The sequence below is a fragment of the Candidatus Binatus sp. genome (assembly GCF_030646925.1).
Lineage (GTDB): Bacteria > Desulfobacterota > Binatia > Binatales > Binataceae > Binatus.
This window is the reverse complement of the sequence record NZ_JAUSKL010000102.1, coordinates 55,799-82,287: the sequence shown is the minus strand read 5'-3', so window position 1 is coordinate 82,287 and position 26,489 is coordinate 55,799. Positions and strand designations below refer to the sequence as shown.

Here is a 26,489-nt window from a genome sequence, read left to right as displayed (position 1 = left end):
CGATATCCTCCGATTTGGCAGGCTTTGTCATGCGCTGATTATTATCGGAGCGATCGATCCGGCGAAAGCCCCGCTCCGCCGCCTGATCCGATCCGCTTTCTGTCACTCGCCAGCATTTTCATCCGCGCTGCATGGCAAGAGCGCGCATTCTTTTTCCTCATCCTTTTACTAACAGCGCGTAGCGCGCATCTTTAATCCTAATACGATTCGGCCCTGCGGCCCGAAGTCGGCTTCGCGTCGCCCCAGGAAGTCCGAAACCCGTGAGGGTTTCGCGGGTTGCCTCCTCTCTTTCTACGCGCGCGACAGCGCGGTGATAATCGCGTCGGTGAACTCGCCGGTCGAGGCCTTGCCGCCGACCTCGCGCGTCAGCACCTTGCCCGCGCGCAGCACCGCTCCAGTCGCCGCGCGAATCCGATCGCCTTCACGTTGATAGCCGAGGTAGTCGAGCATCATCGCCGCCGACAAAATCGCCGCGGTCGGATTCGCGACATTCTTGCCCGCGATATCCGGCGCCGTGCCGTGGACCGCCTCGAAGATCGCGCCCTTGTCGCCGTAGTTCGCGCCCGGCACCAGGCCCAATCCGCCGACCAGTCCCGCGCACAAATCGGAAACGATATCGCCGTAGAGATTTTCCAGCAGCAGGATATCGAACGAACCCGGATCGGTGACCAGGCGCATGCACGCCGCATCGACGATTTGCTCGGTGTAGCGAATCTCCGGATAGCCGCGCGCCACCGCTCGCGCGCATTTGAGAAACAGCCCGTCCGATAGCTTCATGATATTCGCTTTGTGGATCGCCGTGATCGATTTCCGGCGATGCGCCCGCGCGTACTCGAACGCGAATTTCGCGATCCGCCGTGACGCGCGCGCCGTGATCACCTTGACGCCTTCGACCACCCCCGGCGCGATTTCATGCTCGATTCCCGAGTACAGATCCTCCGTATTCTCGCGCACCACGACCAGGTTCACGTCGCGAAAGGGCGTCGGCACGCCCGCGAAACTCATCGTCGGCCGAATATTCGCGTACAGGTCGAAGGTGCGCCGGAGATAAACGTTGATCGAGCGCCAGCCCTCTGCCACCTGCGTTTCGAGCGGTCCCTTGAGCGCGATTCGCGTCCGGCGGAGCGAGCGCAGGGTCGGCTCCGGCACCGGCGTCCCGTAGCGCTTGAATGCCGCGGCGCCGGCCTCTTGCCGATCCCAATCGATCGTCACGCCTGACGCCTCGATCACCGCGACCGCCGCCGCGATGACCTCGGGACCGACGCCGTCGCCCGGAATCAGCGTGACCCGCCGCGCCGACGCCGGTTTCACGCGCTTCTTCGACGCCGCCGCCGCTTTTGACCCCTTTCTGCTCATCCTTTCATTGAACAGCGTGTAGCTGCTTATCTTATCGCCATTTTGTCATTCTGAGCGCAGCGAAGAGTCCCGGATCTTCCCTCGCCCGTAAAGCAAGGGCGAGGTATTTTTTTCGATCAATAATTCACCAACCCTATGAAAACGTCGCTGACGTTGGTGCCGCTCGGTCCGGTGAGAAACAAATCGCCAGTCGTCCTGAAAAAATTGTATGCGTCGTTGCGCGCGAGCGAGACGTCGGCGCTGGCGCCCCCGCGCTTTCCGCGCTCGACCGCCGCCGGCGACGCGAACGCGCCGGCAGAGTCGGTCGGCCCGTCGATTCCGTCGGTACCGGCAAAGAGCGCCGCGATTCTGCGATCGCGCGCGACCTTAGCAAGCTCGATACTCATCGCGAGCGCGCACTGCTGCGCGCGTCCGCCCCGTCCGCCGCCGCGCACCGTCACCACCGGCTCGCCGCCCGCGATCACGCAGATACGTTCATCGGTGATCCCGCGCAGATGCTCGGCCAGCTTGCGCCCAACATCGTCGGCCTCGCCCTGCAACTCTTTCCATCGATGAACATGATATCCGAGCCCCGCAGCGGCCTGCTCCGCGCCTTCCAGCGCGAGGCCGTTATCTCCGATGATCACGTTGATCACGCGCTCGCACGCGGGGTCATCGCTTTTGAGCGTTTCTGCCACTTCGCCCGCGGCCGCGCGCTCGAGATAATCGCGCACCGACTCGGGCGCGCGTCCCCAGAGAGCGCGCCGCTTCAGCACCGCGATCGCGTCGCCGAACGTGCTCCAATCGGCCGCCGTCAAACCCGAGCCGATCGTCGCGAGTTCGTTGCCTGGCACGTCTGACAGGATCAGGCCGAGCACGCGCGCACCGTTGCTGAGACCGATAATCCGCCCGCCCTTCAGCGCCGACAGATGCTTGCGCACGACGTTCAGTTCGCGAATCGACGCACCCGCTCGCAGCAGCCCTTGCACGATCGCGATTTTGTCTTCGAGCGCGATGTTCGGCGGCGGCATCGTGCACATCGCCGACGCGCCGCCGCTGAGCGCGACAATCAGCAGGTCGTCCGCGGCGATCGTGCGGAGCATCCCGAGCACCGCGCGCGCCGCCGCCATCGACGATTCGTCGGGCAGCGGATGCGCCCCCGCAACGAATCGAATCCGCGAGCCCGGATTCGCGCCGGATCGGATGGCGGCGTCTGTTTGCGGTACCACCGCCAGCGCATCGACGATACTGGCGCCGATGCGCCGCTCGATCTCGAGCGCCATCGCCGCCGACGCTTTGCCGATCGCGAGCAAAAATACTCGCGGCGCATTGTCGATCAATTGTGGGACAGTACCGTCGATCGCGCCGTCAAGCGCCCGCGCGACGAGGCGCGCAGGATCGACCGCGTCAATCGCCGCGCGATAAATCTTGGCAAGGTCGGCGCGCGCGCCGCGTTCATGCGACGATTCTTCGTTCTTGGATAGTTTTTCCGAAACCACTAACGACGCTGCCCCATCCGTCATCCCGCGCGGAGGCTGCCGGAGTCGAGGGATCTCAATGCTCGCAAGTCCCGTCGCTGGCGTACCGTATTAAACTTCAGCTCATCTCTTCTTTTTCTTGCCCCAACGACGCCTCGACATCCTGCCCTTTCGATTTTCCTTCCCCTGAACCAAAATTCCACCGAAACTTTCCGACGTTTCACGTGAAACATTTTTTCAGCCATCTCGTCCGAAACCAAATATTCCGGGCTTCGCGACGACTCCAGCTTTCGACGCCGGTTTTGACCCTCATCCGCATTCCACGACATTTCACGTGAAACATCCCAGGGGCCTGGATAGCTGCGGATCTAGCGCTTGCGAACGGCGATCTTGCCCGATTTCTCCGCGATCAGCACCGTATCCGCCATCCCGAGGAACAGCCCCGTGCCGACCACGCCCGGAATCGCGTGCAACTCGCGCTCCAGCCGCGCCGGATTGGCGAGCGGTTTCAGCCCGCAATCGAGAATCAGATTGCCGTTGTCGGTCACGAACTCGTTGCCATCTTTTTCGCGGAGCCGCGGCTTCATCCCGAGCGCCTTGATTTTCTTCGTCACCAGCGCGAGTCCGAACGGCACCACCTCGACCGGCAGGCTCCCGCGATGACCCAACTTGGGCACTAACTTCTCCGCGCCGACCAGCACGATAAACCGCCGCGATGACGCCGCCACGATCTTCTCGCGCACCAGCGCACCGCCGTAGCCTTTTATCAGGTTGAGGCGCGAGTCGACTTCGTCGGCGCCGTCGAAATCGATATCGATTTTTTCGGCCTCTGCCAGCGTCACGATCGGTATCCCCACCGACCGCCCGAGATCCTCAGCAAGCCCCGAGGTCGGCACGCCGCGCACCTTGATGTTGCTCGCGCCGAGCGCGCGAATAAAGGCACTCGCCGCGCGGCCGGTGCCAAGCCCGATCGTATGCCCCGGCTTGACGTACCGCAGCGCATACTGGCCGAGCCGGTCGAGCGAATCTTCTTCGTCCGCCATCAATTGCTTTGCCGAGTGCGCGATCAGAGATTGCTCTTGCGCAGCAACTGCATGAACTCCTGGCGGGTTTCCTGATTGGTCCGAAAAACGCCGAGCATCGCCGACGTCGTGACGTAGGAATTCTGCTTTTCGACGCCGCGCATCCGCATGCACATGTGCTCGGCCTCGAGCACCACCGCGACTCCGAGCGGATCGATCTCCGACATGATCGTCTGTGCGATCTGGGTGGTCATCCGCTCCTGCACTTGCAGCCGCCGCGCGAAGATTTCGACCAACCGCGCCAGCTTCGACAGTCCGACGATCTTGCGGTTCGGCAGATACGCGACGTGCGCCTTGCCCATGAACGGCAGCAGATGATGCTCGCACAAGGAGTAGAAATCCAAATCCTTGCACAGGATCATTTCCTGGTAGTCTTCTTCGGTGAAGAGCGCACCGTTGATCGCGTCCTTGGGTTCCTTGCCATAGCCGCTGGTCATGAATTCGTACGCCTTGGCGACCCGCGCCGGCGTGTTGCGCAACCCTTCGCGATTCGGATCCTCGCCGATGTGGCGCAGGATCACGCGCACCGCGCCTTCGAGCGTCGCGCGATCCTTTTCTTTCGCGGGTTCAATCGCCGCGGCCTTACCCGCGCCAGTTTCCGCTTTAGCCGGTTTTTCGGTCTTCTCGGCAGACCTCAGTTTCGCGCCGTTCGAATGAGTCCGGTTCATGAGCGATGCTCCTTACGCCAGTGGCTGAACTGCAGCGCGAGTTCGATCGCGAGCGACGGCCCCCCGCCACTCATTATGTTAAAGCCCGCCACTTCGCCAGCCAACTCTGCCATCAGCGCCATATTCTCTCTGATCGAAAACGCGCGCACTTCCTCTTCACCCATTCCAGCGTAGCGATCGAGATGAGGCCGCGCCCCGCTCAAATCCTTCACCCGTTCGATCAGATAGTTGGCCATCGCTTCCCGTTTGACCGGCAGTATCCCGAGCACTGTCTTGATACCAAACTGGTTGGCCCTGGCAATGAAACGGCGCGCGGTTTCAGGCTCGAAGACCGGCTGCGTGATCACGAATTTCGCACCCGCCGCGGCCTTGCGCTCGAGCAACTCGTATTCGCGCTCGATATTCTTGCGATTCGGATTGGCGACCGCACCCGCCACGATCGAGGGTATCGTCTTGAGCGGCGCCTTGCCTTCGCCGGTGTCACCGCGATTCAACGCCGCGATAATCTTCAGCAGCCCGAATGCGTCGAGGTCATGCGCCGGGATCGTGCGCCCGTTCTCTTCAGGCGGGATCTTGTCGCCAGTGAGCGCCGTGATCGCGTCGATTCCAAGCGCCGCCGCGCCCAGCAAATCCGACGTCAGCGCGAATCGATTGCGATCGCGGCAAGACATGTTGAGCACGACCGGAATTTTGAGTTGCTGCTTGATCGCGGCGCCGAACACCAGCCCCGACATCTTGATCTTGCCGAGCGCGTTGTCGGTCAGGTTGATCGCATCGACATGACCCGATAGCGCCGCCAGCCGCTTCAGCAGCGCCGACGAACTTATTCCGCGCGGCGGCGAAACCTCGAGCCACAGCGACGGCGAGTTCGCATTCAATAGATCGATTAGCGGCGACAAGTGCGCTCCGTGATGCTCTTGGGAACGCGCCCGAATAACGCGCGCTCTCCTGGCTCGGATTGGGGGGCCATCGCGATGACCGTCGCGCGCGATACCGGCGGCTTAAGCCTGGCGGCGCTCGGTCGCCTTCACTTTCTGGTATTTGCGGTAGTCGTAGCCAGTCGCCATCGCCATCAGCAGCGGCTCCATCCCGCCCTCGCGTTCGCGCCTGAGCACCCGCAGGCGATCGAAGAATTCGCGGAAGTCCTTGTTGACCCGCGCCCGCGCATCGACCGGCTGCAGGAAGAAATCATGCAACCGCGTCACCGTGAAGCGCAGCGACGAAAACCGCAACTCGTTGGGAAAGGCGTCCCACTCCGCCAGCGACAGCGTCCGCACCGACTCGTACCCCGACAGCAGATAGCGGAATCGATCGAGCGAGTACGCGCCATCGACAAAGCACAGGGCGTTGACCGCGGTCGCGATATCGAAAATGAATTTGCCGCGGCAGGCCGCCTCGAAATCGAGCATCGCGGTCAGCTTCTCGCCACGAAACAAAAGATTGTCGGCGAAGATATCGCCGTGGATCACGCCCTTGGGCAGCTTGCCCTCGAGATAGCGCGTCAGGTATTCGACTTCGTCGTCGAGCGTCCGGCAAATCTTGCGGAAATAGTTCGGCAGCCGGCTCCGCACCGTCAGATACAAATCCGCGATTCGCTCGAAGCTGAAGCGATTGTCGATTCCCTTCTTGTAGGCCTTGCCGATCACGTGCAAATCGCCGAGCGTGCGCCCGATCGTCTCGAGTTGGCTCGGCCGGATTCGCAGCGGCAACAGCGTCTTGCCCTCGTGATACTTGAACAGCGAGACGCAGCGGCTGTTGAAGCTGCGATAGAAGCGTCCCATCCGATCCTGCATCGGATGCGGGCATGGAAAAGCATGCTTGCGCAAGAACGACAGCAGATCGATCTCGCGCTTGAGTTCGTTCTCGCCCTTCACCTCGTCGATCCGCAGCAGGAATTTTCCCTTGGCCGTCTCGAGCACGTAGTTGCTGTTGACCGACCCCTCCGGGATTCCGACGCTGCTGCTGACCCGGCCCAGACCGTAGTCGTCGGCGAGTTCCTTCAGGAACGGTTTACTTAGCTCGGTATATACGGCCATGGATACGCAATCGGCTGGGAGACTGTCGCGCGCAAGTCTAAGGCGTGCCTGACGCTTCGTCAACTGGGCGGCTCGCATCACCGCAGTTTTTCGCCGCGAGTTGCCTCTGAGCGGATGCGCGGCTAAATCAGTCGCTATGCCTACGACCAAAAAAATTACTCCAAAAGCACCGCTCAAGACTTCCAAAGCATCAAGCGCGTCGATCAAGCCGGCGGCTGCCGCCGGCAATGACAGCCTCGCGCTCGAAGGAAAAAAGGCGCCCAATTTCCAACTCGCCGACGCCGACGGCAAATCCATTGCGCTCAAGGATCTGATCGGGAAGCGCAACCTGGTGCTCTATTTCTATCCCAAGGACATGACGCCCGGATGCACGATCGAGGCGTGCAGCTTCCGCGACAACGACGCGAGCATCCGCGCGATGGGCGCGCAAATCGTGGGCATCAGCGCCGATTCGAGCGCGTCGCACGTCAAGTTCCGCGACAAGCACTCGCTGAACTTCCCGCTGCTCAGCGACCCCGACAATAAAGTCACGCGCGCCTACGGGGTCTATAAAAAGAAAAAGCTCTACGGCCGCGAGTTCATGGGGATCGAACGCACCACCGTCGTGATCGACAAATCGGGAGTCGTGCGCAAGGTCTTTCCGAAGGTCAAGGTCAAGGGCCACACCGACGAAGTGATCGCGGCGCTGAAATCGCTTAGCTGAGATAGAGACTAGGACGCGGCGCGGGCCGCGCCGATCAGATTGTCGCGCAGGAACGCGCGCAACTCCGGCTCGACCCGTTTGCCAAGATCGTGCGACGCCCTCGGGAAATAGCAGGTCGATACCCGCGCGCCGCGCGCCCGCAGCGCCTCGGCCAGCTTCACCGCCTGCGTCACAGGCATCCGATTGTCGCGCTCGCCGTGCATGATCAACACGCTGCAATCGAGCCGCGGCGGCAGGTTCTCGATCACGCTCCGCTGCTTGAGCGCGCGCTTGCTCGGCCACACCTCGCGCAAGATCGCGAGCTTGGTGCGAAGCGGCGCCTGCGGCCACAGGGTCAGCATGTCGTATGCGCCCGATTGCAGGATCAGCGCCCGCGGGCGCGAGTCGTAATCCATCAGGAGGCCCGCCGCGACCGCGCCTTGCCCGAGTCCCCAGACCGCCAGCCGGGACGCATCGACGTCGGGCCGCGCGACCAGCAAATCCAGTCCGCGCCGCGCCGCCAGCACCGACGGCTGCCCGACGAAGCGGCTCGGCCCGGACGACGCGCCGTAGCCGGGGATATCCACGCACGCGACTTGGATTCCCATCGCCGTCACGTGCTGGCTCATCTGCACGCATCGCTCGACGCTCCCGCCTCCGTCGTTCAGCACCAGCAAGGCCGGCAGCTTGCCCGCGTTGGAGCTTCGCGTGAGATAGCCGTCGATATGGAATTGCTTAGGCCCGAGCGCGATATCGAAATTGAACGGCTCGACGTTCTCATAGCGCGACGCCACCGATTTGCCCGGCATCCGGCACGCCGCGAGCGTCCCGACCGTAGCGACCACCGCGAGCATCGCCGCGAGTGCGCGTATCACGAAGCGAAGCGGATTGTGCGTCGAGGCGGGTTCAGGCTCCGAGTCCGATTCAATCGAGCCTTCAGTCATCGCATCGCGATTCATAGCGTCCGTAATTTACACGTCTTTGCAGGGATCGCATACAGCTTGATCACGCGATTGTAAACTCGTGGCGCGGGGTATCGCGTTGAATCCGCTCTGGCTTTGGCCGATACTGGTTGGCTCTCAACTCAACTTTACCCTGGTACCGACATGTCCAACCCAACAGCGGCGGCGGCCTCAGCATTGATCGACTTCGACAAACAGGGCGGCGTAGTGCCTGCGATCGCCGTCGATCACCGGAGCCATCGCGTGCTGACCGTCGCCTTCATGAATCGCGACGCGCTCGATGAAACGATCGCCACCGGGCGCGCCTGCTATTTCTCGCGCTCGCGGAGCAAGCTCTGGCGCAAGGGCGAGGAGTCCGGCAACTTCCAGATCGTTCACGAGATCAGAATCGATTGCGACGCCGATGCGATCGTGATCGCCGTCGAGGCGCGCGGCGACGCCGCCGCCTGCCATCTCGGCTACGAGTCGTGCTTCTTCCGCAAGCTCGACAACGGCGAATGGCAGATCACCGACGATCGCAAAGTCGATCCGACCAAGTATGGACCCGGCTACGGCCATCAGAAAAAATCCGCCGGCTGATGCAGGAGGCGATCTAAATGCCGGCAGACAAGGTCCTGAAATTCGGGATTCCCAAGGGCAGCCTCGAGCAGCAGACCCTCGAGCTGATGCGCAAATCCGGGTGGCGCATCTCGGTCGGCTCGCGCTCCTATATCCCGACCGTCGATGACGCCGCGCTCAGTTGCCGCATCCTGCGCCCGCAGGAGATGCCCCGTTATATCGCCGACGGCTCGCTCGACGCCGGCATCACCGGCAGCGACTGGATCGTCGAGAACAACGTGCAGCTCGAGCAGGTCGAAAGTTTCATTTACGCCAAGGCCACGCTGACGCCCTCGCGATGGGTGCTGTGCGTGCGCGAAAATTCGCCCATCAAGCGGCTCGAAGATCTCGAAGGAAAGCGCGTCGCCACCGAGATCGTCGAGTTCGTCAAGCGCATCCTGGCGGAACGAAAAGTTAAAGCAGAAGTTGAATTTTCGTGGGGCGCCACCGAGGCCAAGGTCGCCGAAGGGATCATCGACGCTGCCGTTGACGTCACCGAAACCGGCTCCTCGATTCGCGCCAATGGGCTCCGCATCGTCGAGGAATTGCTCGTCTCGAATCCGGTCCTGGTCGCCAATCTCACGGCATGGACCGACCCCTGGAAGCAGGCCAAGATTCGCCAGATCGGCGTGCTGATTCGTGGCGCACTCGATGCCGAGAGCCGCGTCGGCATCAAGATGAACGTCGCCAAAGAGAACCTCGAAAAAGTGATCGCACTGTTGCCCTCGATCACCGCGCCGACCGTTTCGCATCTGTACGCCTCGGCCGCGCTCAAGGGCAAGGAATGGCTCGCCGTCGAGACCGTGATCGACGAACACACTGTGCGCGAACTGTTTCCGAGATTGCTCGAAGCGGGCGCGGTCGGAATCGTCGAGTTCCCGCTCAACAAAATAATCGGCTAGCGCACGTTTTCGGCGGGTCGAAATATTCGCGACTTCGTGCTATGTAACAATCTCACGACGCCGCGCGTACGGAGGTAACGAACCATGGGTCTCGCCAACGGAGTTCATCATCTCGCGATTTGCACCAAGGACATCAAGGCGCAGATCGAGTTCTTCACCCAGGTCGTGGGCGCCGAGCTCGAGGCGCTCTACTGGATGCATGGCGTCGATAACACCTTCCACGGATTCATCAAGCTGAGCGACAGTTCGTCGATCGCATTCGTGCAGCATCCGGACATCGCGAAGATCGCTCCGATCAAAGGCGTGTCGCACGCCGGCACCACCGCTGGCAACGTCGCGCCGGGCGTGATGCAGCATCTCGCGCTCAACGTCGATACCGAGGCCGACCTGCTGGCGATTCGCGATCGCGTGCGCTCGCACGGCCACTGGATCATGGGGCCGCTCGATCATGGCTTTTGCAAATCGATTTATCTCGCGGCGCCCGAAGGCATCATGCTCGAGTTCTCGACTTCCGAGGGCAATGCGATCGACGCGGAAGCTTGGATCGATCCCGAAGTGATGGCGCTCGCGGGCATCAGCGTTGAAGAAGTCGAGCGCTTCAAGCATCCGGCGTCATTCGAATCGAAGGGCGGCAAGGTTGCGCAGCCCAAGCCCGATCCGACCAAGCCGCTGATGCAGTTTCCGGCCGACGCCAGGATCTGGACGATGCCCGACGAGGAGGTCACGCGCACCATGAGCGAGACGACCCCGCCGGTGCAGACCAAGAAGAGCAAAGCCGCCTAGGCAGGTTCTTAGACCTCGCCCGCTTCTCTATACCTCTACCGCTTAGTTGCGGGAGAGGTCGCCGACACCGAATACCTCTACCGCTTAGTTGCGGGAGAGGTCGCCGACACCGAACGGAGTGAGGGATCGGCGGGTGAGGGTGCCGGGTCGCCCGTCGGAGCAAAAGACCCGGGATTCTTCGCCTGCGCAGCCTTCGGCTCAGAATGACATCGGTGGTGAAATCGATCATCCGACTAAATCTTCACAACTCTGCGGAGGCTGCCGGAGCCATTGAGCCCGAATCTTTTCCGATCCTGTCTGCGCTGTTGATACCTCACCCACCAGCTCTTCTGTCGTTCCTGAGGATGGACGACGCGGCGATTCGCGCGTAGATAATCAGGCATGCCGGTTCCATCTTCGCTCGTCGGATGCCGTTCCGAAAAAGCCACGACGGAAGTAACGCCGCGATGGTCGATGGCTTACGCGGCGGCGCTCGACGACTCGACGCCCTGCTACTTCGACACGCGCGTCAAAGTCAGTTTCGTCGCGCATCCGATGTTCCCGGTATGCTTCGAGTGGCCCGTGATCGTCGGAATGCGCGATCAGATGGAGCGCGCGGGCCTCAAACTCAGCGAAGCGATGCGCGGCGTACACGCCTCGCACGACCTGGTAATTCATCGCGCGATTCACCCACCCGAACGCTTGACCACCATCGCCGAGATCGTTTCCGCGGAACGCCGCAGCCCCGGCGCGTTTCTCGTTACCCGCCTCGACACAGTTGACGAGAGCAGCGCGCCGGTATGCTCATCGTGGTACGGCTCGCTCTATCGCGGAGTCGATCTGAGCGGTCCCGACTGCTCGCTCTCCGCGGCGCCTGCCCTACCCTCGTCGAAAACTTCGCCGCCATCGCGATCCACGAGCGTCGTGCACGTCAGCGCCGGCCTGGCCCACGTCTATACCGAATGCGCGCAGATCTTTAATCCGATTCATACCGACGCCAGCGTCGCCGAAGCTGCCGGCCTGCCGGCGATCATCCTGCACGGCACCGCAACGCTCGCGCTTGCAGTTTCGCGGATAGTCGCATCGGAGGCGGGCGGTGATCCGCGCCGCGTCGCGCGCGTCGCCGGGCAGTTCCGCGCGATGGTGCCGATGCCCTCCGATATCGCGGTGCGCATCGACGCGCGCGATCGTTCCGGCGACGGCGAGGCGATCTTTTTCGACGTGCTGAACGATCGAGCCGCGCCCGCGATCTCCAATGGCGCGATCGTGCTTCGCTGATAGCCGTCCGCGCGCGGCGCAAATGCGAGCAGGAGCGCTAACCGAAATGGACACGATACTGATGCCGACCACCGTCGTGGGCAGCTACCCGCAGCCCGACTGGCTGATCAATCGCGAGAGCCTCGGCAAGCAGGTGCCGCGGATGCGCGCGCCCGAGCTGTGGCGAATCGCAGAGCCGTGGCTTGAGCAGGCGCAGGACGACGCCACGATCGTCGCGATTCACGAGATGGAAGCCGCCGGAATCGATATCGTCACCGACGGCGAGATGCGCCGCGAGAGTTACTCGAACCGCTTCGCCAACTCGCTGGACGGCATCGATACCACTCGCGCGGGCAAAGGCGCGGGACGCCTCGGCAGCATGACGTTCCCGGTGCCGCTCGTGACGGGACGAATCCGGCGTCCGGGCCCGGTCGAGGTACGCGATCTCAAATTTCTTCGCGCGCACACCGCGCGAAAAATAAAAATCACGCTGCCCGGCCCGTTCACGATGGCGCATCAGAACGACAACCAGTTCTATCCCGACCGGGAACAACTCGCGATGGACCTCGCGCTCGCGGTCAACGAGGAGATCAAGGATTTGTTCGCGGCCGGCGCCGACGTCGTCCAGATCGACGAGCCGTGGATGGAAGCGCGCGCCGAGCAGGCGAAGCAATACGGCGTCAGCGTCGTGAATCGCGCGCTCGAAGGCGTCCGCGGAACGACCGCGCTTCACATGTGTTTCGGCTACGCGCACGTGATGCCCGCGAAGCCATCGGCCTATTCGTTCCTGAGCGAACTCGAAGGCAGCATCGTGCAGCAGATCTCGATTGAAACCGCGCAACCGAAAATCGATCTCGCAGTTCTCAAAGACCTGCCATCGAAAACCATCATCCTCGGCGTGATCGATCTCAAGGACCTCCAGATCGAAACGCCGGAGACGGTCGCCGGCCGAATCGAGAAAGCGCTCAAGTTCGTGGCGCCCGAGCGGCTGGTGATCGCACCCGATTGCGGGATGAAGTATCTGCCGCGCGAGCGCGCATTCGGAAAACTTAAAGCGATGGTTGAAGGCGCGCGCCTGGTGCGCTCCACGTTGTAACGACAGCAAGCACATCGCGATCGCCGTCGCTTGCGGATAGATGTGCCGGCTCTCGCTGGACGCTCCCACCGCTCTGGCATATCGTTTTCTGACCGTGAAGAACGATATCGAGCAGGTTGCAATGCGCGCCGCGCGCGCGGCGGGCAAAATCCATCTCAAGCGGCTCAGCCGAATCACCGTCAATCGCAAGTCGAGCTCGATCGACCTGGTGACCGAGGCCGATCGCGAAGCCGAAGCCGCCGTGATCGAGATCATTCATCGCAGCTTTCCGACCCACGCGATCCTGGCCGAGGAAAGCGGCGCCAGTACGCATCGGAGCGACCATCGCTGGATCGTCGATCCGCTCGACGGCACCACCAACTTCGCGCACGGCTATCCGCAATTCTGCGTATCGATCGCCTACGAACTGCGCGGACGCGTGCAATTCGGCGTGGTGTTCGACGCGCTCAAAAAAGAGTGCTTCGTTGCGCAGCGCGGCAAGGGTGCGCAGCTCAACGGCAAGCCGATTCGCGTCAGCACCACGCCGAGCCTCGGCGCGTCGCTGCTATGCACCGGCTTCCCGTACGATCGGCGCGAGCGGCGGCGGTTCTATCTGAGCTTCTGGGAGGAGTTCATGACCCGCGTGCAGGGCGTCAGGCGGACCGGCTCCGCCGCGCTCGATCTGGTTTACGTCGCGGCGGGGCGCATCGACGGTTTCTGGGAATTCGGCCTCAAGGCGTGGGACGTCGCCGCCGGAGCGCTGATCGTCGAGGAGGCGCGCGGACGCGTGAGCAACATGGACAGCAGCGCGCTGGATCTGAACGGCGCCAACATCCTCGCGACCAACGGACGCGTGCACAACGAGATGGTCGAAGTGATCGCCGGCGTGCGTCCGGAAGCCGAGCGCCGCCACGCCGAGATGCTGCGCACGGAGAAGGCATCCGCGTAGCAGATTTTTGCGGCGTCGAAGGAGCCTCGCATGAAAGTACAGATTCGTCCCGCGACGCAAAACGACGTGACCATCTGCGGGAAGATCGCTTACCTGGCATTCAAATCGATCGCCGATCAGCACAACTTCCCGCCCGATTTTCCATCCGTCGAGGATGCCGTCGGCGTCGTCTCCGCGATGGTTGCGAGCCCGCGCATCTATGGAATCGTCGCCGAGGCGGGCGCTCGCGTGCTCGGCAGCAATTTCATGGACGAACGCGCATCGATCGCGGGCATCGGTCCAATCAGCGTCGATCCCGAAGTTCAGAACAGCGGCGCCGGCCGCCAGATGATGGAACACATGCTCGCCAAAGTCGCGGCCGAGCGGCGGCCGGGTGTCAGGCTGGTGCAGACCGCCTATCACAACCGATCGCTCAGCCTGTACGCGAAACTCGGCTTCGAAATCCGCGAGCCGCTCTCCGTGATGCAGGGCGACGCGCTCGCGGAATCGTTCGCTGGCTATCGAGTACGAGCCGCGACCAGGGACGACGTCGGCGCGTGCAATCGGCTCTGCTTCGACGTGCACGGCTTCGATCGCGGCGGCGAACTGCTCGCGGCAATCGGCTACGGCTCTGCGACCGTCGTCGAGCATCTCGGGCGCATCACGGGATACGCCACGATGCTCGGCATCGGCGGTCACGCCGTCGGCGAATCGAACCACGAATTGAAGGCGCTGATCGCGGCGGCGCGTTCGTTCGGCGGTCCGGGCGTTCTGGTGCCGTCGCGCAACGGTGAGTTGCTCCGATGGTGCTTCAGCAAGGGGCTGCGCCTGACGCAGCAGATGACGCTGATGAGCGTCGGGCTTTACAACGAACCGAAGGCTCCGTTCCTGCCGTCGATTCTGCTGTAGTTGCACCGCATCGATATCGATCCGATTCGGCCTCTATCCAGGTCAGAGTTTGTGAATTTTTAGTAGCGGCGATCCGACGATTTTTGTCATTCTAAGGCGAAGGCTGCGCGGGCGAACAATCCCTGATCCTCTCTTTCCCTCGCCCGCTTGGTTGCGGGAGAGGTCGCCGAAACCGAACGAAGGGAGGGATCGGCGGGTGAGGGTGCCGGATCGCGCGCCAGAGAAGGAGTCTCGATGATCTTTCGACTGCGGCAGCCTGCCCGTTCGACTTCGCTCAGGGCTTCGGCTCAAGATGACGGGAAGGGCAACCACATATTCAGGATGAGAGAAAGAGCGGAGCGGTTCCGTGTCATCCGGAGCAAGCGAAGCGACGAGGCGTGAAACCCGGATCCGGGATTTCTCGCTGCGCTCGAAATGACCCGGAGATAGATCACTCATCGACAAGAAATTCTCAAACTCTCAGTGAAGCGACACGTCGAGCCCACGCGACGGAGCGCGGATCAGACGAAGCTCTCTGGCGCGATGCGAATTTAGCTGCTCTCGAAGCGCGTTCGATTCGTCGATCCTTTCTTGTTCCGCCGGATTGCTTGATATAGTTCTGGTTCTCTACTCGCGCCCCGGTAGTGAAAAGGACATCACGGAGGTCTCCGGAACCTCAAGTCCGGGTTCGATTCCCGGCCGGGGCAGTTTAAGCCCGCCAATGCTACGGTATTTTGCGTTTTCGCCTTGCGATACGGCTTACCTACGGCTATCCGCGCGGCGCCCTCGACGCTCGAGGCCATCACCTGCTCGAAAAAATCGCCGAGATCGAGCCGCGCATTCGCCGGCGTATTCACCCAGCGCCCGTACACCTCATCGATTTTCCGCCCTCCGACATGCCCGAGCTGCGATGCAATCCACTGGATCGGCTTGCCCGCCGCCAGCATGAATGACGTGTAGGTGTGGCGCAGATTCGACAGCTTGCGAAACGGCACCTCGGCGCGCAACAGCGTGCGCCGCCACGGGTCGTCATTCTGCCATCGGATGTTGAACGGCGATCCGTCCCGATTCGCAAATACCAACTCGCCCGCCATCATCGTCGCGGCACGCAAGCCGGCGAGCGCCGCGCTTACCGGCGCGAACATCTCGACTTCCCGCCGCGACCGCCGCGTCTTCAGCCGCTCCGTCAGATGCCCGCTTTCGAGCATCTGCTGGCGCACCGCGATCGCGCCCGTCTCGAAACTCACGTTGGTCCACGCAAGGCCTATCGCCTCGCCCACGCGCATCCCGCCGAGGCCCTGCACCAGGTAGAACCCGCGATGCGCCTCGGTCGCCGCCGCCCGTATCAGCCGGATAAACTCCGCCGGCGCGTCTGCCGCCTGCTCCCGCACGATTTGAAGTACCGCGCTCATACTGCCCTTCCAGTTAGCCTCGCGCCGCGATATGAAATGCCGATGCTAGCAATCGGCGTAGTCTTGTTGCTCTTCTGTGTGCTGCTGATAGTCGCGCTGTCGTCAAAGCGGGAGAGCGCCGCGCCGTCTCTTGCGGAACCATTCCGCAAGATAGACACAGCGCTTGAGCAAATCGAAGAGACCGCCGCGCAACTAGAGAAAGCAATCGCGGAAACCGAACCCTCCGCAGTCGCATCCGCAATCGCCGACCTAGAGCGAGATGGTATCCATGTAACGAGCACGGGAATTGAAATCGACGACCTCGAGCGAGCCGGTATCCACATAAGTAGTGAAGGCTTTATTGGCGACCGTCCATACGAACACCGGCCCACGCACACCATCGAAGTTCGAGCCGGTTGCCCGCCTGGCATGGGCCGCAAGCTTGCGCGGCAAGTAGCTGTCGCTGGCATCTCGCGCCGGCAAGCCTTCGCGGACGGGTTCGTCAGAGGTTTCAAGCAGGGTCTGGTCCTGGCACGCGAACCCGGAAATGTATTTGACCGCAGCGCAATCGCCGTCATCGGCACCTGGGTGGATCGCACGACGGGTGCGCAGTGCCGCGAGCAGCTCGGATACGTTCCCCGCGACACAGCGGCAGAAATCGCTTCAAAGACCTCAGCCGAAGAACCAATCGCCGCCGCATTGCAGGCGGTGTTCATACCTGTACCCGGCAGAGAAACTCCGGGCCTGCGCTTCGACATCTGGGCGCCGAAACGCCCGCGCAAGAAAAAAGCTATCTGAATCACCGCGCTCATCTCACAATCGCCGCGCCTGGAACTTTTCCGCGAACACGATCGCGTCGATTCGCGGCGAGGGCCAGCCTTCCCGCTTGACCAGTCCGTTCGCCTCATTCAGCCGATGATCGTCAACCCATCGATTCAACGTGCTCACCGCGACTCCAGTTGCCGATTCGAATTCCTCGAACGTTAAAACTGTACCAAATCGGCGATTGTTTGCTGAGCGCGGCGTAGTTTCTGCCCGCGCCGTTTGAACTCGACGAAGAATACTTGACCATCTTTAACGGCGATTCGGTCGCAAACGACGGTAGGCGAGAATACCTCGAAGCCACGCGCGCGCATCTCTTGGGCTTGGGATTCCTCGGCAGCGAGTTGGTTTATTCGCCGCCGCGATTGGTTCGCGGATGAGAAAAACCCGGCAGCCACTTTCGCTTGTCCGGATTTTCGACCGTTCAAGCGCATCGTAGTGAGTTGCTTCTCGGTCATGATGTTTTATGAGCCAGGCGAGCTACCCCTGCTCCATCCCGCTGAAAATCTTGTGGCTTACTTGCGGCTAAACGCGCCGCAAAACAGGGCGAAACTATCCCAACGGCGGCAATCATCGCTTGCCACCTCGCACCGATGCGCGTTGGGGTTTATCGCTTTGATTAGCTTGACGTAGCTTGGATAATAAGTCCGGGTTCGATTCCCGGCCGGGGCATTTGATTGCGCGATCACGCCAAGGCGGAGGATAATCGCGGGGGGGGCGAATCCTACTTCTTTCCGCGCGCGATCAGCGCGACAAAGTCGCCCTCCGTGAGGATGCCGACCAGGCGTCCGTGCTCGACCACCGGCAGGCATCCGATCTTCCGCTCCGTCAGGATTCGCGCCGCCTCGACCAGTGACGTATCGGGGCTGGTAGTGATCACGTCGCTGCTCATCACTTCCTTGACCGACAACGTACCGAGGACCGCGCGCTGCGCATGGCGTCCATAGCCGAGCGCATGCGCGAGCGCGTCGCGAAAGAGGTCGCGCTGGCTGACGACGCCGACCAGCGTCTGGCCGTCGTCATCGACCACCGGCAGATGGCGGATTCGCCCCAGGCGCATGATGTCGTCGGCGAGCGTGAGCTTGTCGTTGCGACCGAGGGTAGTGGCGTCCGCAGTCATTACGTCGCGAACTTTCAGATTTTCCATGCCGATTTTCTCCAGCGTCAAAGTTATCACATCGAGCTATTTCAGCGGCAACTGGATGATATCTGCGTGATCGAGGAGTTTCTCGCTGACTGGTGCAAAACTGAATGAGTTTCGAAGAGATCGTTTCGCCTGATCGACCGTGGCGTTGATTATGGTCGCGGATTGATACCACGCGCATCAGCAATGGCAGCGTTTCGATACACTCGGGCGGACGTTTGGCGTGGTTTTACAGTCGAGATCGCTGGTCCGCAGATTGCTCTTTGGCCGGGGCGGACAAGACGAAGGTGCGACGCCAGAAGGTTCGGCGGCGAGCCGTTGGAGGAAACGAGGATGCAGGCCTTTCAAAGGATCCTATGTCCGATTGACTTTGCAGAGCATTCGATGGCGGCTCTCGAGGTGGCGCTGAAGCTCGCGCGGCAAAACGATGCGTCCCTGCATCTGCTGAACGTGGCGCCATTTCCAGCCAATAAGGACGGCTTTCAGCACGGGCCGAAGCTGCCTTTTCCATGCGTCGAGACGGAAAGGTGGGAGCAACTGGCGAGGATTGCGCGCGAGCGGATCCCTCCTCCGATGCGCTACGACACGCTGGTGATGGCCGGCGATCCGGCCCAGCAAGTGCTCGACGCGGCGCGCGACCTCCGCGCCGATCTGATCGTCATGGGCACCCACGGACGTCGAGGCCTCAGTCGTCTGATCATGGGTAGTGTCGCCGAACGGGTCGTGCGCGAATCACCAATCCCGGTACTCACCGCGCATTCGACTGCCCGCGTTCGAAAGGTCACGTGACCGGATGCTCATTCGACGGTGGTTGCTTTGAGCAGATCGCTGGTCGTGATCATTCCGACCAGGCGGCCATCCTCGACCACTGGAAGCCCGTCGATTTTCCGCTCGCGCATGATACGTGCGGCTTCGCGAACGGTGGTGTCGGGTCCGACCGTCACGAGCGCGTGGGTGACGGCTTTGCTGGCCGGTGTATCGTCCAAATGCCCTGCCTGCGCGCGAATGTCTCCCTCGGTGAGTATCGCGACGACGCGATCGTCCTGGACAAGCGGGATGCTCCGAAACGCGCCTTCGACCATCTTTGCGTGAATCGCCGAGAGCATTTCGTCGAGTCGTCCGGTCACTGGATTACGGGTCATCCAGGCGCCCACCTGGTCTTTCTTCGGCGCGAGGCGGCGAACCGTCAGCACCGGACATCGGGCTTCGCGCAGCACAAGTTCGGCCACGCTGCCGAGAAAGAAGCGCGAGAAGCCACGCCGTCCATGCGTGGACATCACCAGCAGGTCCGCGCCGATCCCGCGCTCCGCTTTGAGAATCGAGCCAGCCGGCTCGCCCATATTGACCATGATTTCGTACTTGATTCCGGCCAGATACTTGCGCGCGAGTTCCTGCAGATTCTTGACCGCCGTCTGCTCCTGGCCCTGGTAGAGATCGACATACACCGGCATCGAGGTGGGCGGCACGATCATCGGCACTGTGTGGAGGACGTATAGGGTGGCATCATGATGCCGCGCGAGTTCAGCCGCAGCCTCCAGAGCAGCGATCGAGTTGTCGTCGAAGTCCACGGGGCAGAGAATTTTGCGATACGGCAAAGACATGAGTACTCCTCTACGTGAGCGGACAGCCGCGCCCAAGCCTACTCTTCATTGAGCGTGACTTCGCGGCGCCATTCAAGGTCATCGACGACAATACCTCGATCGCGTATCTCGGCGGTCATCTGAGCTTGTGCCGGCGTTTTCATCGAGACTATCCATTATTGCGTGAACCGCTTTTTGAAATAGAGCGGTATCGTTATGAATTGCCGCCTTATGACCCAAGTCAAATCGCCTTGTAGGCCAAACAGGTATCGTCGGCAAGGGTCAGACCGGCCACGACGCCTGCGTCCACGCCATCTCCCAGAACAGATATTCGTAGCGGCTGCTGGTCAGAAAAAGCGTCTCGAGCAGCGCCAACTCGCGCGCGGGCAATCCCGCGGTGAGATCGTCGAGCAGAGTCCCAAGTTTTTCTGCCCCCGCAAGGAATTCCGGCGAGGAGTACATATCGATCCATTCTGAGTAGTTCGCGTTTTCGCGGCCGCAATTTTCGCGCGCGAGCGCAGTCCCGATTTCCGCGTAGCCAAGCTGGCACGGGATCACCGCCGCCACGATTTCCACGAGCGAGCCGCTGTACGCGACGGTCAGCAGATGCCGCGTGTAAGCGTGAGTGATTGGCGCCGGCGTAGTCGCCTCGAGCTCGGCTTCCGCGATTCCGAGGCGTCGGCAGTAATCGCGATGCAATCGCATCTCGGTGTTCAGCGTCTCGTCGAGCAGCTTCGCAAAAAATCCAATCGTGCCGAGGTCGCGCGCCTTGGCCGCCGCCAGCGCGAACACGCGGCCGTATTCGATCAGGAAGACGTAATCCTGCGCCAGGTAGAAGCGAAATCGATCGAGCGAGAGCGTCCCGTCGCCGAGGCCGCGTACGAACGGGTGCTGCAGTTCGCGATCCCAAATCGGTTGCGCCTTAGCGCGGATCGCCTGCGTGAATGAATTTCGCGTCGTCATCGATCGAGTCCTCACTCCTTCTCTGAATCGATCAACGAGGCTGCCACCGAATGATTGAGCGGACGCGCACCGTGACCGATCCGCGGCGCATTTTCGAGCGCGAGCGTTACGTAGCGCTTGGCGGCGTCAATCGCATTTTCGAGCGACGCACCTCTGGCGAGCGACGCCGCGATCGCCGCCGACAGCGTGCATCCTGCGCCATGCGCGCGTTCGATCGGCACTCGCTTCGCGCTGAATTCGCGGAAGTTGCGCCCGTCGTAAAGAATGTCGATTGCGTCACGATGCTGGGAATCGCGATCGTGCGCGGCATCAGCAAGCCGTCCGCTCTTCACCAGCGCCGCGCGAGCGCCCATCGCCACCAGCGTCCGCGCGGCTTCGCGCATCTCGTCGCGATTCGACACCTCGCGCCCGGTCAGGATGCTCGCCTCGCGCAGATTCGGCGTGACGACGGTCGCCAGCGGGAGCATCGCTTCGCGCATCAGCGCGATCGCGTCGGGCTCGAGCAGGATGTCGCCGCTGGCCGCGACGATCACCGGATCGACGACGAGGTTTGGGATTTTGCGGATGCGGATTCGATCCGCGACGGCGCTGATTATTTCGGCGCGGGAGAGCATCCCGGTTTTCGCCGCCGCGATTGTGAAGTCATCCGCGACCGCGTCGATTTGCGCCGCCACGAATGCCGGTTCCAGGTTCGCGATCGCGCTCACGCCGCGAGTATTCTGCGCGGTGATCGCGGTGATCGCGCTGGCGCCGAAAACCTTGAATGCGGCAAACGTCTTCAAGTCCGCTTGGATGCCCGCGCCGCCGCTCGAATCGGAGCCCGCGATCGTGAGCGCAACTCGATCCATCGAATCGTTCGCGCTCACTTCTTTTTGGCGCGCTCCGCGGTGCGATAGTCCTCGAATTTCGAGTCGCGTTCGTCGAGTGCGCTCTTGACGTCCTGCGCCATCTTCTTCAGGTACTCGCGCGATGAAGGCTGATGGAAGCATAGCGCCTGGATTTCGGTGGCCGAGCGGATTGCAGCGCGCGCACCCATGATTTCCATCGCGCGATGCACCACGCGCTTGTTCAGCGCCTGCAGGTCGCGCGGAATCTTTGCCACGCGCCGCGCGACGTTCAGCACCTCGGCTTCGAGCCGGCCGGCTGGGAACGCGCGATTAGCGAAACCCATCTGCGCCGCCTCGATACCGCTAATCGAATCGCCAGTCAGCATCATTTCCATCGCATTGCGCATTCCCATCAGCCACGGATGGAAGGCACAGTCAGGCGTGGACATCGCGCGCACCGGCGGATAGCCGATTTGCGCATCCTCGGCGCAATACACCAGGTCGCAGGCCGTCGCGAGCTCGCTGCCGCCGGCCAGGCAATAGCCGTGAACCTGCGCGATCACCGGCGTCGCCATGTCCCACATCTCGAACCATCCATCGACCAGATGGCGCGGCCAGATTCCTTCGCCCGGCGAGACGTGACGCGGCAGCGGCGTCCCCGGCGGCTGCGCGAGATCGTAGCCGGCGCTGAAGCATTTGCCGTTGCCCTTGATGATGACAGCACCGATCGCGGGGTCGAGGTCCGCCTTGCGCAGAGCCGCGAACAACTCGCTGCGGAGTGGATTGGAAAGTGCGTTGCGCTTCTCGGGCCGGTTGAGCGCGATGCGGCAGACGCCGGGCTCGACTGCCTCAACCTGGATGAATTGGTATTCGCTCATCGATTTTCTCCTGCGGTCATGAAAGGGAATCGGACGCAGCTACGATACTGCGATGACCGGCAGATCGGCTAGTTGAATGCCGATGGAATCGCGAGCGATGCTTCGAGGAGTCGGCTCAGGTAAAGCTGCCGAGGATCGCGCAGAATACGCCGGCCACTAGCAGGCACGCATCCGAGGAAGATCGCTGCAAGCCGGGCGACTGATCGTCTGCGACGTACACCGACAGCGCGAATATCAAAGTCGCCGCGAAGAGAATGGTGTGCAGGATACTCATTTCAGGATGCCACAGTTGGTGAGCGCCAACGTCATCAGCGTGATCGCGAGCGCGATGCTGAATGCGATCAGGTCGCGCCGGGCATCGTTCGGTGAATAGAGGATGTCCCAATGCGGCTCGGCAGCTTGCCCGACCGGGGCGTTGCGTAGTTCTGTCGTGCAGCGCTTTCCGATCAGGCGTTGGACGATCGTTCCTCTGGCGTAGTGATGCCGCTCGATGACCGAAGGTTTCGCGTTCATGGCTGCTCCCCTGCCGATGAGAGAGCATCTTCCGGGCCACGAACATTTCCGCGCAACCTAGCTAGTATCGAGTCGCGCAGAGTACCGTTCGGCGCCTCAGCAGGGAGCCAATTCTCTTGATATTTCAGCGGCTTCGCGATTGCCGCGATTATTCGCGAGACGCGTTCCGGTGCCCGTCGCGATGTGTGAATTGGTGACTCTGGTTCCGCAAGTGAGCGATCCTGACACAATCCGACCGCGAGGTTTTGCGCTCGCGAAACGAATTACGGCGGCGCGCATCGCCGCTCGCGGCACTGCCGGATTGATGCGATCGGCGCTATAGTCGCGAAGTTCTTAAATCGACAATCGCAGCAATAACTCAAAAGAAGGATTCCCGATGAGACTCAAAGACAAGGTCGCACTGATTTCCGGCTCCGGCTCTGGAATAGGCGAAGCCACCGCCAAACGGCTCGCGGCGGAGGGCGCCGCGGTGGTCGTGGTCGATCTGAATGAGGAGGGCGCGACCCGCGTCGCCGGCGAGATTCGCAGCGCCGGCGGTACCGCCGAAGCGCTGGTGGCGAATGTCGGCAATCCGCCGGAAGTCGAGCACATGATCAAGTTCGCGACCGACAAGTTCGGCCAACTCGACATCCTGCACAACAACGCGATTCGCCTCTACACTGGACGCGTCGGCGAGATGACGCTCGAGCACTTTCGCAAGGCCGTCGAAATCGGGCTGACGGCGTATTGGTACGCGACGCGATGCGCGCTCGGCGTGATGGTGCCGCGGCGCAAGGGCGCGATCATCAATACTGGCTCGGTGTCGGGCCTCGCCGGCGACTACGGCCTCGGCGCTTACAACGCAATCAAGGCAGGGGTGATCAATCTGACGCGCGCGACGGCGATCGAATCCGCGCGCAAGGGACTCCGATGCCACGCGGTGTGTCCGGGAATCATCCTGACGCCGCCGATCCTCAAGTCGCGCCGCGCGTTGCCCGAGATGGCGCAGCGATCGGAGCAGGCCGTCCCGATGGGCCGTTGCGGCGAGCCGATCGAAATCGCCAACGTGGTGTTGTTTCTGGCGTCCGATGAAGCTTCCTATGTCACCGGCACTTGTATCGTCGCGGACGGCGGCCTGATGGCGCACACTGGGATGCCGAGCATTACCGGCGGCGGCGCGGATTGGTGACATCGACTCGGCTGAATCCAGCATCGTGATGCGAAGGGAGATCGTCATGGAATATCGGATAGTGCCGGGCAGGCTCGAAATCGGGAAGTTCTCGCTCTACTACGAACGCGTTGGCAGCGGCCCTGCGCTAGTATTTCTGCACGGCCTCGGCGGCGATCATCTCTCGTGGTGGCAGCAGGCGCCCTACTTCATGCGATCGTATGAATGCATCACGCTCGACCAGCGGAGCTTCGGCCTGTCGCCCGATCCCGACGGCCTTTTCAATCGCGCCCACGCGAGTGATCTCGGCGCGCTGCTCGATCATCTGAAAATCGACAAGGCAGTCCTGGTCGGACAATCGATGGGCGGCTGGACGATCGTCGGCTACGCACTCGAGCATCCCGAGCGCGTGGCTGGGATGGTGCTGGCCGATACGCCGGGCGGAATCTTCACGCCTGACATGAAGTTCGAGTTTGTGGGGCCAATGCCGATCGACGCGACGCCGCCGATTGGGTCGCTGCCGACGTATGCCGCGGATTATTTTGCGCGGCGGCCCGAGCTCGCGTTTCTGTACGACGAGATCCGGATTCTCGGAGCGCGGCCTCCTGCCGACGCAGGCGCGCAAATCTTGGGCCAGAGCTACGATTTGGCCGCGGTTCGCGAACGCTTGCGGATGCCGGTGCTGTGCATGGTGGGTGAGCAGGACACTTTGATTCGGCCCGAGATCGTCAAGTCACTGGCGAACGCGCTGCCCGATGCGCGGCTTCGCACGGTGCCCGATTGCGGGCATTCGATCTATTTCGAGCAGCCGGGTGCCTTCAATCAACTGGTGCGGGATTTCATGCTGGAAATCGGCTACTGAGCATCGCGAGCGAGGCCGCCTGCGCGTTGAAAAACCCGCAATTGTAGGGCGAGTCACGCAGGCATATAATCCATGGCATGAGAAAAGTCCCATCAGCATTGGCCAGCATCGCATTGGCCCTCGCACTGGGATTGGCCGCCTGCGCGCCGATACAAAGTTCGCCGACTACCGGCGGCGTCGATCGATCGTCCTCGGTTGGCGGTTCGGGCGCGTACGGAACGACCTCGCATCCGGCCGCGCCGTCGAGCGCCGGCACCGTCGTCGGCGGGACGATCGATTCGTCGCAAAGCCAGGCATTGTCCGACTATTTGAAGCATCATAGTTTGCCACTGGTGGGGGCGCAGGTCGTGAGCAGTCCGTCGGGTGGCAGACAGGCGATTCTGTTCGGCTTCGTCGCGACCGACTTCGGCAAATCCGACGCCGAGCAGAAGGCGCGCAATTATCTGAAAGATCCCACGCTGGTGGTCGATAACCGAATCAAGGTCAGCCCGGAACTGGCGAACTCAAAGGGCGGATCGACGCCAAATCCCGCGCCTTCCTATCAATCGCCCGACGGCACGGATCCGTACGGCTCGACCGGTTCGGTGCAGGATTATCAAAACAATCTGCCTCCCGACGCCTACGCCTATCAGCAGCAGGGAGCGGGACAGTATCCGTCGTATGGCAGCGCCTACGGTGGTACGGCCGGCTCATCGAGCGGCCTCCTGATGATGATGGGCCTGCTCGGGATGATGGGCGGCGGCGGTATGAGCATGGGTAGCGGCGGTTTCGGTGGCGGCAGCTACGGCGGCTTCAGCTCGGGATATCGGACGTACGGCGGATATCCAAGCTATCCGAGCTATCCTTCCTATCCGCCTCCTTCGTCTTACCGTCCGTAGGCCGAAGCGCTCTTCTTCAACGCATTTCGAATCGTTCGCCAAGAAAGACCTGGCGCACCTGATCGCTCGCGACGATTTCGCGCGGCTTGCCTTCGAACAGGATCTTGCCGGCGTGGATGATATACGCGCGATCGATAATTGAAAGTGTTGCTTGAACATTGTGATCGGACATCAGCACGCCGATTCCGCGCTCCTTCAAGTACGAGACGACGCGCTGAATCTCGACCACGGTGATCGGATCGATTCCCGCGAACGGCTCGTCGAGGCATAGGTAGGTCGGATCGAGCACCAAGGCGCGAGTGATCTCGACGCGGCGGCGCTCGCCGCCAGAAAGCACCCCGGCCTTGGCCTTCGCGAGCTTCGCGATTCCCAACTCGTCGAGCAGCGATTGCAGCCGCGCATGGCGCTCCTCTTCGCTAAGCGGCAGCGTCTCGAGCACCGCGAGCAGATTCTGCTCGACAGTCAGCTTGCGAAATACGCTCGGCTCCTGCGGCAGATAGGAGATTCCGCGCCGCGCTCGCTGATAGAGCGGAAGGCGCGTGATGTCCTCGTCGCCGAACACGATTCGGCCCGAATCGGGCTTGAGCAATCCGACCAGCATGTAGAACGTGGTGGTCTTGCCGGCGCCGTTCGGTCCGAGAAATCCGACGACTTCGCCCGGCTTCACCGTAACGTCCACGTGATCGACGACGGCGCGGCCGCCATACACCTTGGTGAGGCCCAGGCCGCGGAGCGCGAGCGATGGCGCGGGTGCGCCTCCGTTGTTGGCGGATTCGGTCATCTCATTTGACGATCGCGCGGTCGGTCGCCGTCCGCGATCAGGCAAACTCTA

At 62.0% G+C, this 26,489-nt stretch carries 30 protein-coding genes, 1 tRNA gene and 1 pseudogene; 14 read left to right on the top strand and 18 right to left on the bottom strand.

Annotated elements, in window-relative coordinates; genetic code table 11:
- Positions 1-195, top strand: a 195-nt coding sequence (locus Q7S58_RS17860; protein WP_304829050.1) for a hypothetical protein, incomplete at its 5' end; no start/stop codon positions are given.
- 96 nt (positions 196-291) lie between these two features.
- Here Q7S58_RS17860 and Q7S58_RS17855 read toward each other — a convergent pair.
- The 6 genes from Q7S58_RS17855 to Q7S58_RS17830 all read right to left on the bottom strand — a co-directional run bounded on the left by Q7S58_RS17855 (position 292) and on the right by Q7S58_RS17830 (position 6,599).
- The gene (locus Q7S58_RS17855) at positions 292-1,356 is read right to left on the bottom strand and encodes an isocitrate/isopropylmalate dehydrogenase family protein (RefSeq protein WP_304829047.1); all 1,065 of its coding nucleotides are present in this window, start codon (positions 1,354-1,356) and stop codon (positions 292-294) included.
- Between the two features lie 116 nt (positions 1,357-1,472).
- Positions 1,473-2,858 carry a glycerate kinase gene (locus Q7S58_RS17850; RefSeq protein WP_304829044.1) on the bottom strand — a complete coding sequence of 462 codons (1,386 nt, stop codon included), beginning with the start codon at positions 2,856-2,858 and terminating at the stop codon, positions 1,473-1,475.
- Positions 2,859-3,181: 323 nt separating this feature from the next.
- On the bottom strand, positions 3,182-3,856 hold the full coding sequence (gene rpiA / locus Q7S58_RS17845; protein ID WP_304829041.1) for a ribose-5-phosphate isomerase RpiA: 675 nt from the start codon (positions 3,854-3,856) through the stop codon (positions 3,182-3,184).
- A 23-nt stretch (positions 3,857-3,879) separates the two neighbouring features.
- Positions 3,880-4,563, bottom strand: coding sequence for a GTP cyclohydrolase I FolE (gene folE / locus Q7S58_RS17840; protein ID WP_304829038.1), 684 nt, complete (start codon positions 4,561-4,563; stop codon positions 3,880-3,882).
- Positions 4,560-5,462 carry a methylenetetrahydrofolate reductase gene (locus Q7S58_RS17835; protein WP_304829035.1) on the bottom strand — a complete coding sequence of 301 codons (903 nt, stop codon included), beginning with the start codon at positions 5,460-5,462 and terminating at the stop codon, positions 4,560-4,562. Before Q7S58_RS17835 ends, folE begins: the two co-directional genes overlap by 4 nt.
- A gap of 102 nt (positions 5,463-5,564) precedes the next feature.
- Positions 5,565-6,599, bottom strand: a complete 1,035-nt coding sequence (locus tag Q7S58_RS17830) for a homoserine kinase (protein ID WP_304829032.1) — start codon at positions 6,597-6,599, stop codon at positions 5,565-5,567.
- A 136-nt stretch (positions 6,600-6,735) separates the two neighbouring features.
- Between Q7S58_RS17830 and bcp the strand changes: the two genes are divergently transcribed.
- The gene (bcp, locus tag Q7S58_RS17825; protein ID WP_304829029.1) at positions 6,736-7,302 is read left to right on the top strand and encodes a thioredoxin-dependent thiol peroxidase; all 567 of its coding nucleotides are present in this window, start codon (positions 6,736-6,738) and stop codon (positions 7,300-7,302) included.
- Between the two features lie 8 nt (positions 7,303-7,310).
- On the opposite strand, the gene Q7S58_RS17820 is transcribed toward bcp, so the two are convergent.
- Positions 7,311-8,240, bottom strand: coding sequence for a S9 family peptidase (locus Q7S58_RS17820; protein ID WP_304829026.1), 930 nt, complete (start codon positions 8,238-8,240; stop codon positions 7,311-7,313).
- Between the two features lie 147 nt (positions 8,241-8,387).
- Here Q7S58_RS17820 and hisI point away from each other — a divergent pair, with 147 nt between their 5' ends.
- The 8 genes from hisI (at position 8,388) to Q7S58_RS17780 (ending at position 15,359) form a co-directional block, all read left to right on the top strand.
- Positions 8,388-8,822 carry a phosphoribosyl-AMP cyclohydrolase gene (gene hisI / locus Q7S58_RS17815; RefSeq protein WP_304829023.1) on the top strand — a complete coding sequence of 145 codons (435 nt, stop codon included), beginning with the start codon at positions 8,388-8,390 and terminating at the stop codon, positions 8,820-8,822.
- 17 nt (positions 8,823-8,839) lie between these two features.
- Positions 8,840-9,742 carry an ATP phosphoribosyltransferase gene (gene hisG, locus Q7S58_RS17810; RefSeq protein WP_304829021.1) on the top strand — a complete coding sequence of 301 codons (903 nt, stop codon included), beginning with the start codon at positions 8,840-8,842 and terminating at the stop codon, positions 9,740-9,742.
- A gap of 84 nt (positions 9,743-9,826) precedes the next feature.
- Positions 9,827-10,525: a VOC family protein gene (locus Q7S58_RS17805; protein ID WP_304829019.1), complete on the top strand. Its 699-nt coding sequence runs from the start codon at positions 9,827-9,829 to the stop codon at positions 10,523-10,525.
- A 381-nt stretch (positions 10,526-10,906) separates the two neighbouring features.
- Positions 10,907-11,782, top strand: coding sequence for a MaoC/PaaZ C-terminal domain-containing protein (locus Q7S58_RS17800; protein WP_304829017.1), 876 nt, complete (start codon positions 10,907-10,909; stop codon positions 11,780-11,782).
- A gap of 46 nt (positions 11,783-11,828) precedes the next feature.
- Positions 11,829-12,857: a cobalamin-independent methionine synthase II family protein gene (locus Q7S58_RS17795; RefSeq protein ID WP_304829014.1), complete on the top strand. Its 1,029-nt coding sequence runs from the start codon at positions 11,829-11,831 to the stop codon at positions 12,855-12,857.
- A gap of 94 nt (positions 12,858-12,951) precedes the next feature.
- Positions 12,952-13,785 (top strand): inositol monophosphatase family protein, encoded by an 834-nt coding sequence (locus Q7S58_RS17790; protein WP_304829011.1) that lies wholly within the window; start codon positions 12,952-12,954, stop codon positions 13,783-13,785.
- A 30-nt stretch (positions 13,786-13,815) separates the two neighbouring features.
- Positions 13,816-14,673 (top strand): GNAT family N-acetyltransferase, encoded by an 858-nt coding sequence (locus Q7S58_RS17785; RefSeq protein WP_304829008.1) that lies wholly within the window; start codon positions 13,816-13,818, stop codon positions 14,671-14,673.
- A gap of 614 nt (positions 14,674-15,287) precedes the next feature.
- Positions 15,288-15,359, top strand: a tRNA-Arg gene (locus Q7S58_RS17780).
- Between the two features lie 231 nt (positions 15,360-15,590).
- Here Q7S58_RS17780 and Q7S58_RS22305 read toward each other — a convergent pair.
- From Q7S58_RS22305 to Q7S58_RS17760, 4 genes and pseudogenes are all read right to left on the bottom strand, one after another.
- Positions 15,591-15,938: pseudogene (locus Q7S58_RS22305) on the bottom strand (hypothetical protein); the annotation flags it as partial.
- Positions 15,939-16,856: 918 nt separating this feature from the next.
- Positions 16,857-16,991 carry a hypothetical protein gene (locus Q7S58_RS17770; protein WP_304829004.1) on the bottom strand — a complete coding sequence of 45 codons (135 nt, stop codon included), beginning with the start codon at positions 16,989-16,991 and terminating at the stop codon, positions 16,857-16,859.
- Positions 16,992-17,026: 35 nt separating this feature from the next.
- Entirely contained in the window at positions 17,027-17,323 is a 297-nt protein-coding gene (locus Q7S58_RS17765) for a hypothetical protein (RefSeq protein WP_304829002.1), read from the bottom strand.
- 266 nt (positions 17,324-17,589) lie between these two features.
- Complete coding sequence (locus Q7S58_RS17760; protein WP_304828999.1) at positions 17,590-18,012, bottom strand: CBS domain-containing protein; 423 nt, start codon at positions 18,010-18,012, stop codon at positions 17,590-17,592.
- 183 nt (positions 18,013-18,195) lie between these two features.
- Between Q7S58_RS17760 and Q7S58_RS17755 the strand changes: the two genes are divergently transcribed.
- A complete protein-coding gene (locus Q7S58_RS17755) occupies positions 18,196-18,798 on the top strand; it encodes a universal stress protein (protein ID WP_370655538.1) in 603 nt (200 codons plus the stop codon).
- An 8-nt stretch (positions 18,799-18,806) separates the two neighbouring features.
- Here Q7S58_RS17755 and Q7S58_RS17750 read toward each other — a convergent pair whose 3' ends face one another.
- The 6 genes from Q7S58_RS17750 to Q7S58_RS17725 form a co-directional block, all read right to left on the bottom strand.
- A complete protein-coding gene (locus tag Q7S58_RS17750) occupies positions 18,807-19,610 on the bottom strand; it encodes a universal stress protein (RefSeq protein WP_304828993.1) in 804 nt (267 codons plus the stop codon).
- Positions 19,611-19,871: 261 nt separating this feature from the next.
- On the bottom strand, positions 19,872-20,552 hold the full coding sequence (tenA, locus tag Q7S58_RS17745; protein ID WP_304828990.1) for a thiaminase II: 681 nt from the start codon (positions 20,550-20,552) through the stop codon (positions 19,872-19,874).
- An 11-nt stretch (positions 20,553-20,563) separates the two neighbouring features.
- A complete protein-coding gene (thiD, locus tag Q7S58_RS17740; RefSeq protein ID WP_304828987.1) occupies positions 20,564-21,418 on the bottom strand; it encodes a bifunctional hydroxymethylpyrimidine kinase/phosphomethylpyrimidine kinase in 855 nt (284 codons plus the stop codon).
- Complete coding sequence (locus tag Q7S58_RS17735; protein WP_304828983.1) at positions 21,415-22,257, bottom strand: enoyl-CoA hydratase-related protein; 843 nt, start codon at positions 22,255-22,257, stop codon at positions 21,415-21,417. The genes thiD and Q7S58_RS17735 overlap by 4 nt, the downstream gene beginning before the upstream one ends.
- A gap of 115 nt (positions 22,258-22,372) precedes the next feature.
- On the bottom strand, positions 22,373-22,531 hold the full coding sequence (locus Q7S58_RS17730) for a hypothetical protein (RefSeq protein WP_304828980.1): 159 nt from the start codon (positions 22,529-22,531) through the stop codon (positions 22,373-22,375).
- Complete coding sequence (locus Q7S58_RS17725) at positions 22,528-22,770, bottom strand: hypothetical protein (protein ID WP_304828977.1); 243 nt, start codon at positions 22,768-22,770, stop codon at positions 22,528-22,530. Before Q7S58_RS17725 ends, Q7S58_RS17730 begins: the two co-directional genes overlap by 4 nt.
- A gap of 376 nt (positions 22,771-23,146) precedes the next feature.
- On the opposite strand from Q7S58_RS17725, the gene Q7S58_RS17720 reads away from it, so the two are divergent.
- From Q7S58_RS17720 to Q7S58_RS17710, 3 genes are all read left to right on the top strand, one after another.
- Entirely contained in the window at positions 23,147-23,938 is a 792-nt protein-coding gene (locus tag Q7S58_RS17720; RefSeq protein ID WP_304828975.1) for an SDR family NAD(P)-dependent oxidoreductase, read from the top strand.
- A 46-nt stretch (positions 23,939-23,984) separates the two neighbouring features.
- A complete protein-coding gene (locus Q7S58_RS17715; protein ID WP_304828971.1) occupies positions 23,985-24,779 on the top strand; it encodes an alpha/beta fold hydrolase in 795 nt (264 codons plus the stop codon).
- Between the two features lie 77 nt (positions 24,780-24,856).
- Positions 24,857-25,657, top strand: coding sequence for a hypothetical protein (locus Q7S58_RS17710; protein ID WP_304828968.1), 801 nt, complete (start codon positions 24,857-24,859; stop codon positions 25,655-25,657).
- A 16-nt stretch (positions 25,658-25,673) separates the two neighbouring features.
- On the opposite strand, the gene lptB is transcribed toward Q7S58_RS17710, so the two are convergent.
- A complete protein-coding gene (lptB, locus tag Q7S58_RS17705; RefSeq protein ID WP_304828965.1) occupies positions 25,674-26,438 on the bottom strand; it encodes an LPS export ABC transporter ATP-binding protein in 765 nt (254 codons plus the stop codon).
- Positions 26,439-26,489: the final 51 nt, after the last annotated feature.

Excerpts from the sequence above, each read along its gene's own strand:
- Q7S58_RS17855 (WP_304829047.1), bottom strand. The coding sequence starts at position 1,356 with ATGAGCAGAAAGGGGTCAAAAGCGGCGGCGGCGTCGAAGAAGCGCGTG.
- Q7S58_RS17850 (WP_304829044.1), bottom strand. The coding sequence starts at position 2,858 with ATGACGGATGGGGCAGCGTCGTTAGTGGTTTCGGAAAAACTATCCAAG.
- rpiA (WP_304829041.1), bottom strand. The coding sequence starts at position 3,856 with ATGGCGGACGAAGAAGATTCGCTCGACCGGCTCGGCCAGTATGCGCTG.
- folE (WP_304829038.1), bottom strand. The coding sequence starts at position 4,563 with ATGAACCGGACTCATTCGAACGGCGCGAAACTGAGGTCTGCCGAGAAG.
- Q7S58_RS17830 (WP_304829032.1), bottom strand. The coding sequence starts at position 6,599 with ATGGCCGTATATACCGAGCTAAGTAAACCGTTCCTGAAGGAACTCGCC.
- bcp (WP_304829029.1), top strand. The coding sequence starts at position 6,736 with ATGCCTACGACCAAAAAAATTACTCCAAAAGCACCGCTCAAGACTTCC.
- Q7S58_RS17820 (WP_304829026.1), bottom strand. The coding sequence starts at position 8,240 with ATGAATCGCGATGCGATGACTGAAGGCTCGATTGAATCGGACTCGGAG.
- hisI (WP_304829023.1), top strand. The coding sequence starts at position 8,388 with ATGTCCAACCCAACAGCGGCGGCGGCCTCAGCATTGATCGACTTCGAC.
- hisG (WP_304829021.1), top strand. The coding sequence starts at position 8,840 with ATGCCGGCAGACAAGGTCCTGAAATTCGGGATTCCCAAGGGCAGCCTC.
- Q7S58_RS17805 (WP_304829019.1), top strand. The coding sequence starts at position 9,827 with ATGGGTCTCGCCAACGGAGTTCATCATCTCGCGATTTGCACCAAGGAC.
- Q7S58_RS17800 (WP_304829017.1), top strand. The coding sequence starts at position 10,907 with ATGCCGGTTCCATCTTCGCTCGTCGGATGCCGTTCCGAAAAAGCCACG.
- Q7S58_RS17795 (WP_304829014.1), top strand. The coding sequence starts at position 11,829 with ATGGACACGATACTGATGCCGACCACCGTCGTGGGCAGCTACCCGCAG.
- Q7S58_RS17785 (WP_304829008.1), top strand. The coding sequence starts at position 13,816 with ATGAAAGTACAGATTCGTCCCGCGACGCAAAACGACGTGACCATCTGC.
- Q7S58_RS17765 (WP_304829002.1), bottom strand. The coding sequence starts at position 17,323 with ATGACCGAGAAGCAACTCACTACGATGCGCTTGAACGGTCGAAAATCC.
- Q7S58_RS17760 (WP_304828999.1), bottom strand. The coding sequence starts at position 18,012 with ATGGAAAATCTGAAAGTTCGCGACGTAATGACTGCGGACGCCACTACC.
- Q7S58_RS17755 (WP_370655538.1), top strand. The coding sequence starts at position 18,196 with ATGGCAGCGTTTCGATACACTCGGGCGGACGTTTGGCGTGGTTTTACA.
- Q7S58_RS17750 (WP_304828993.1), bottom strand. The coding sequence starts at position 19,610 with ATGTCTTTGCCGTATCGCAAAATTCTCTGCCCCGTGGACTTCGACGAC.
- tenA (WP_304828990.1), bottom strand. The coding sequence starts at position 20,552 with ATGACGACGCGAAATTCATTCACGCAGGCGATCCGCGCTAAGGCGCAA.
- Q7S58_RS17735 (WP_304828983.1), bottom strand. The coding sequence starts at position 22,257 with ATGAGCGAATACCAATTCATCCAGGTTGAGGCAGTCGAGCCCGGCGTC.
- Q7S58_RS17730 (WP_304828980.1), bottom strand. The coding sequence starts at position 22,531 with ATGAGTATCCTGCACACCATTCTCTTCGCGGCGACTTTGATATTCGCG.
- Q7S58_RS17725 (WP_304828977.1), bottom strand. The coding sequence starts at position 22,770 with ATGAACGCGAAACCTTCGGTCATCGAGCGGCATCACTACGCCAGAGGA.
- Q7S58_RS17720 (WP_304828975.1), top strand. The coding sequence starts at position 23,147 with ATGAGACTCAAAGACAAGGTCGCACTGATTTCCGGCTCCGGCTCTGGA.
- Q7S58_RS17715 (WP_304828971.1), top strand. The coding sequence starts at position 23,985 with ATGGAATATCGGATAGTGCCGGGCAGGCTCGAAATCGGGAAGTTCTCG.
- Q7S58_RS17710 (WP_304828968.1), top strand. The coding sequence starts at position 24,857 with ATGAGAAAAGTCCCATCAGCATTGGCCAGCATCGCATTGGCCCTCGCA.
- lptB (WP_304828965.1), bottom strand. The coding sequence starts at position 26,438 with ATGACCGAATCCGCCAACAACGGAGGCGCACCCGCGCCATCGCTCGCG.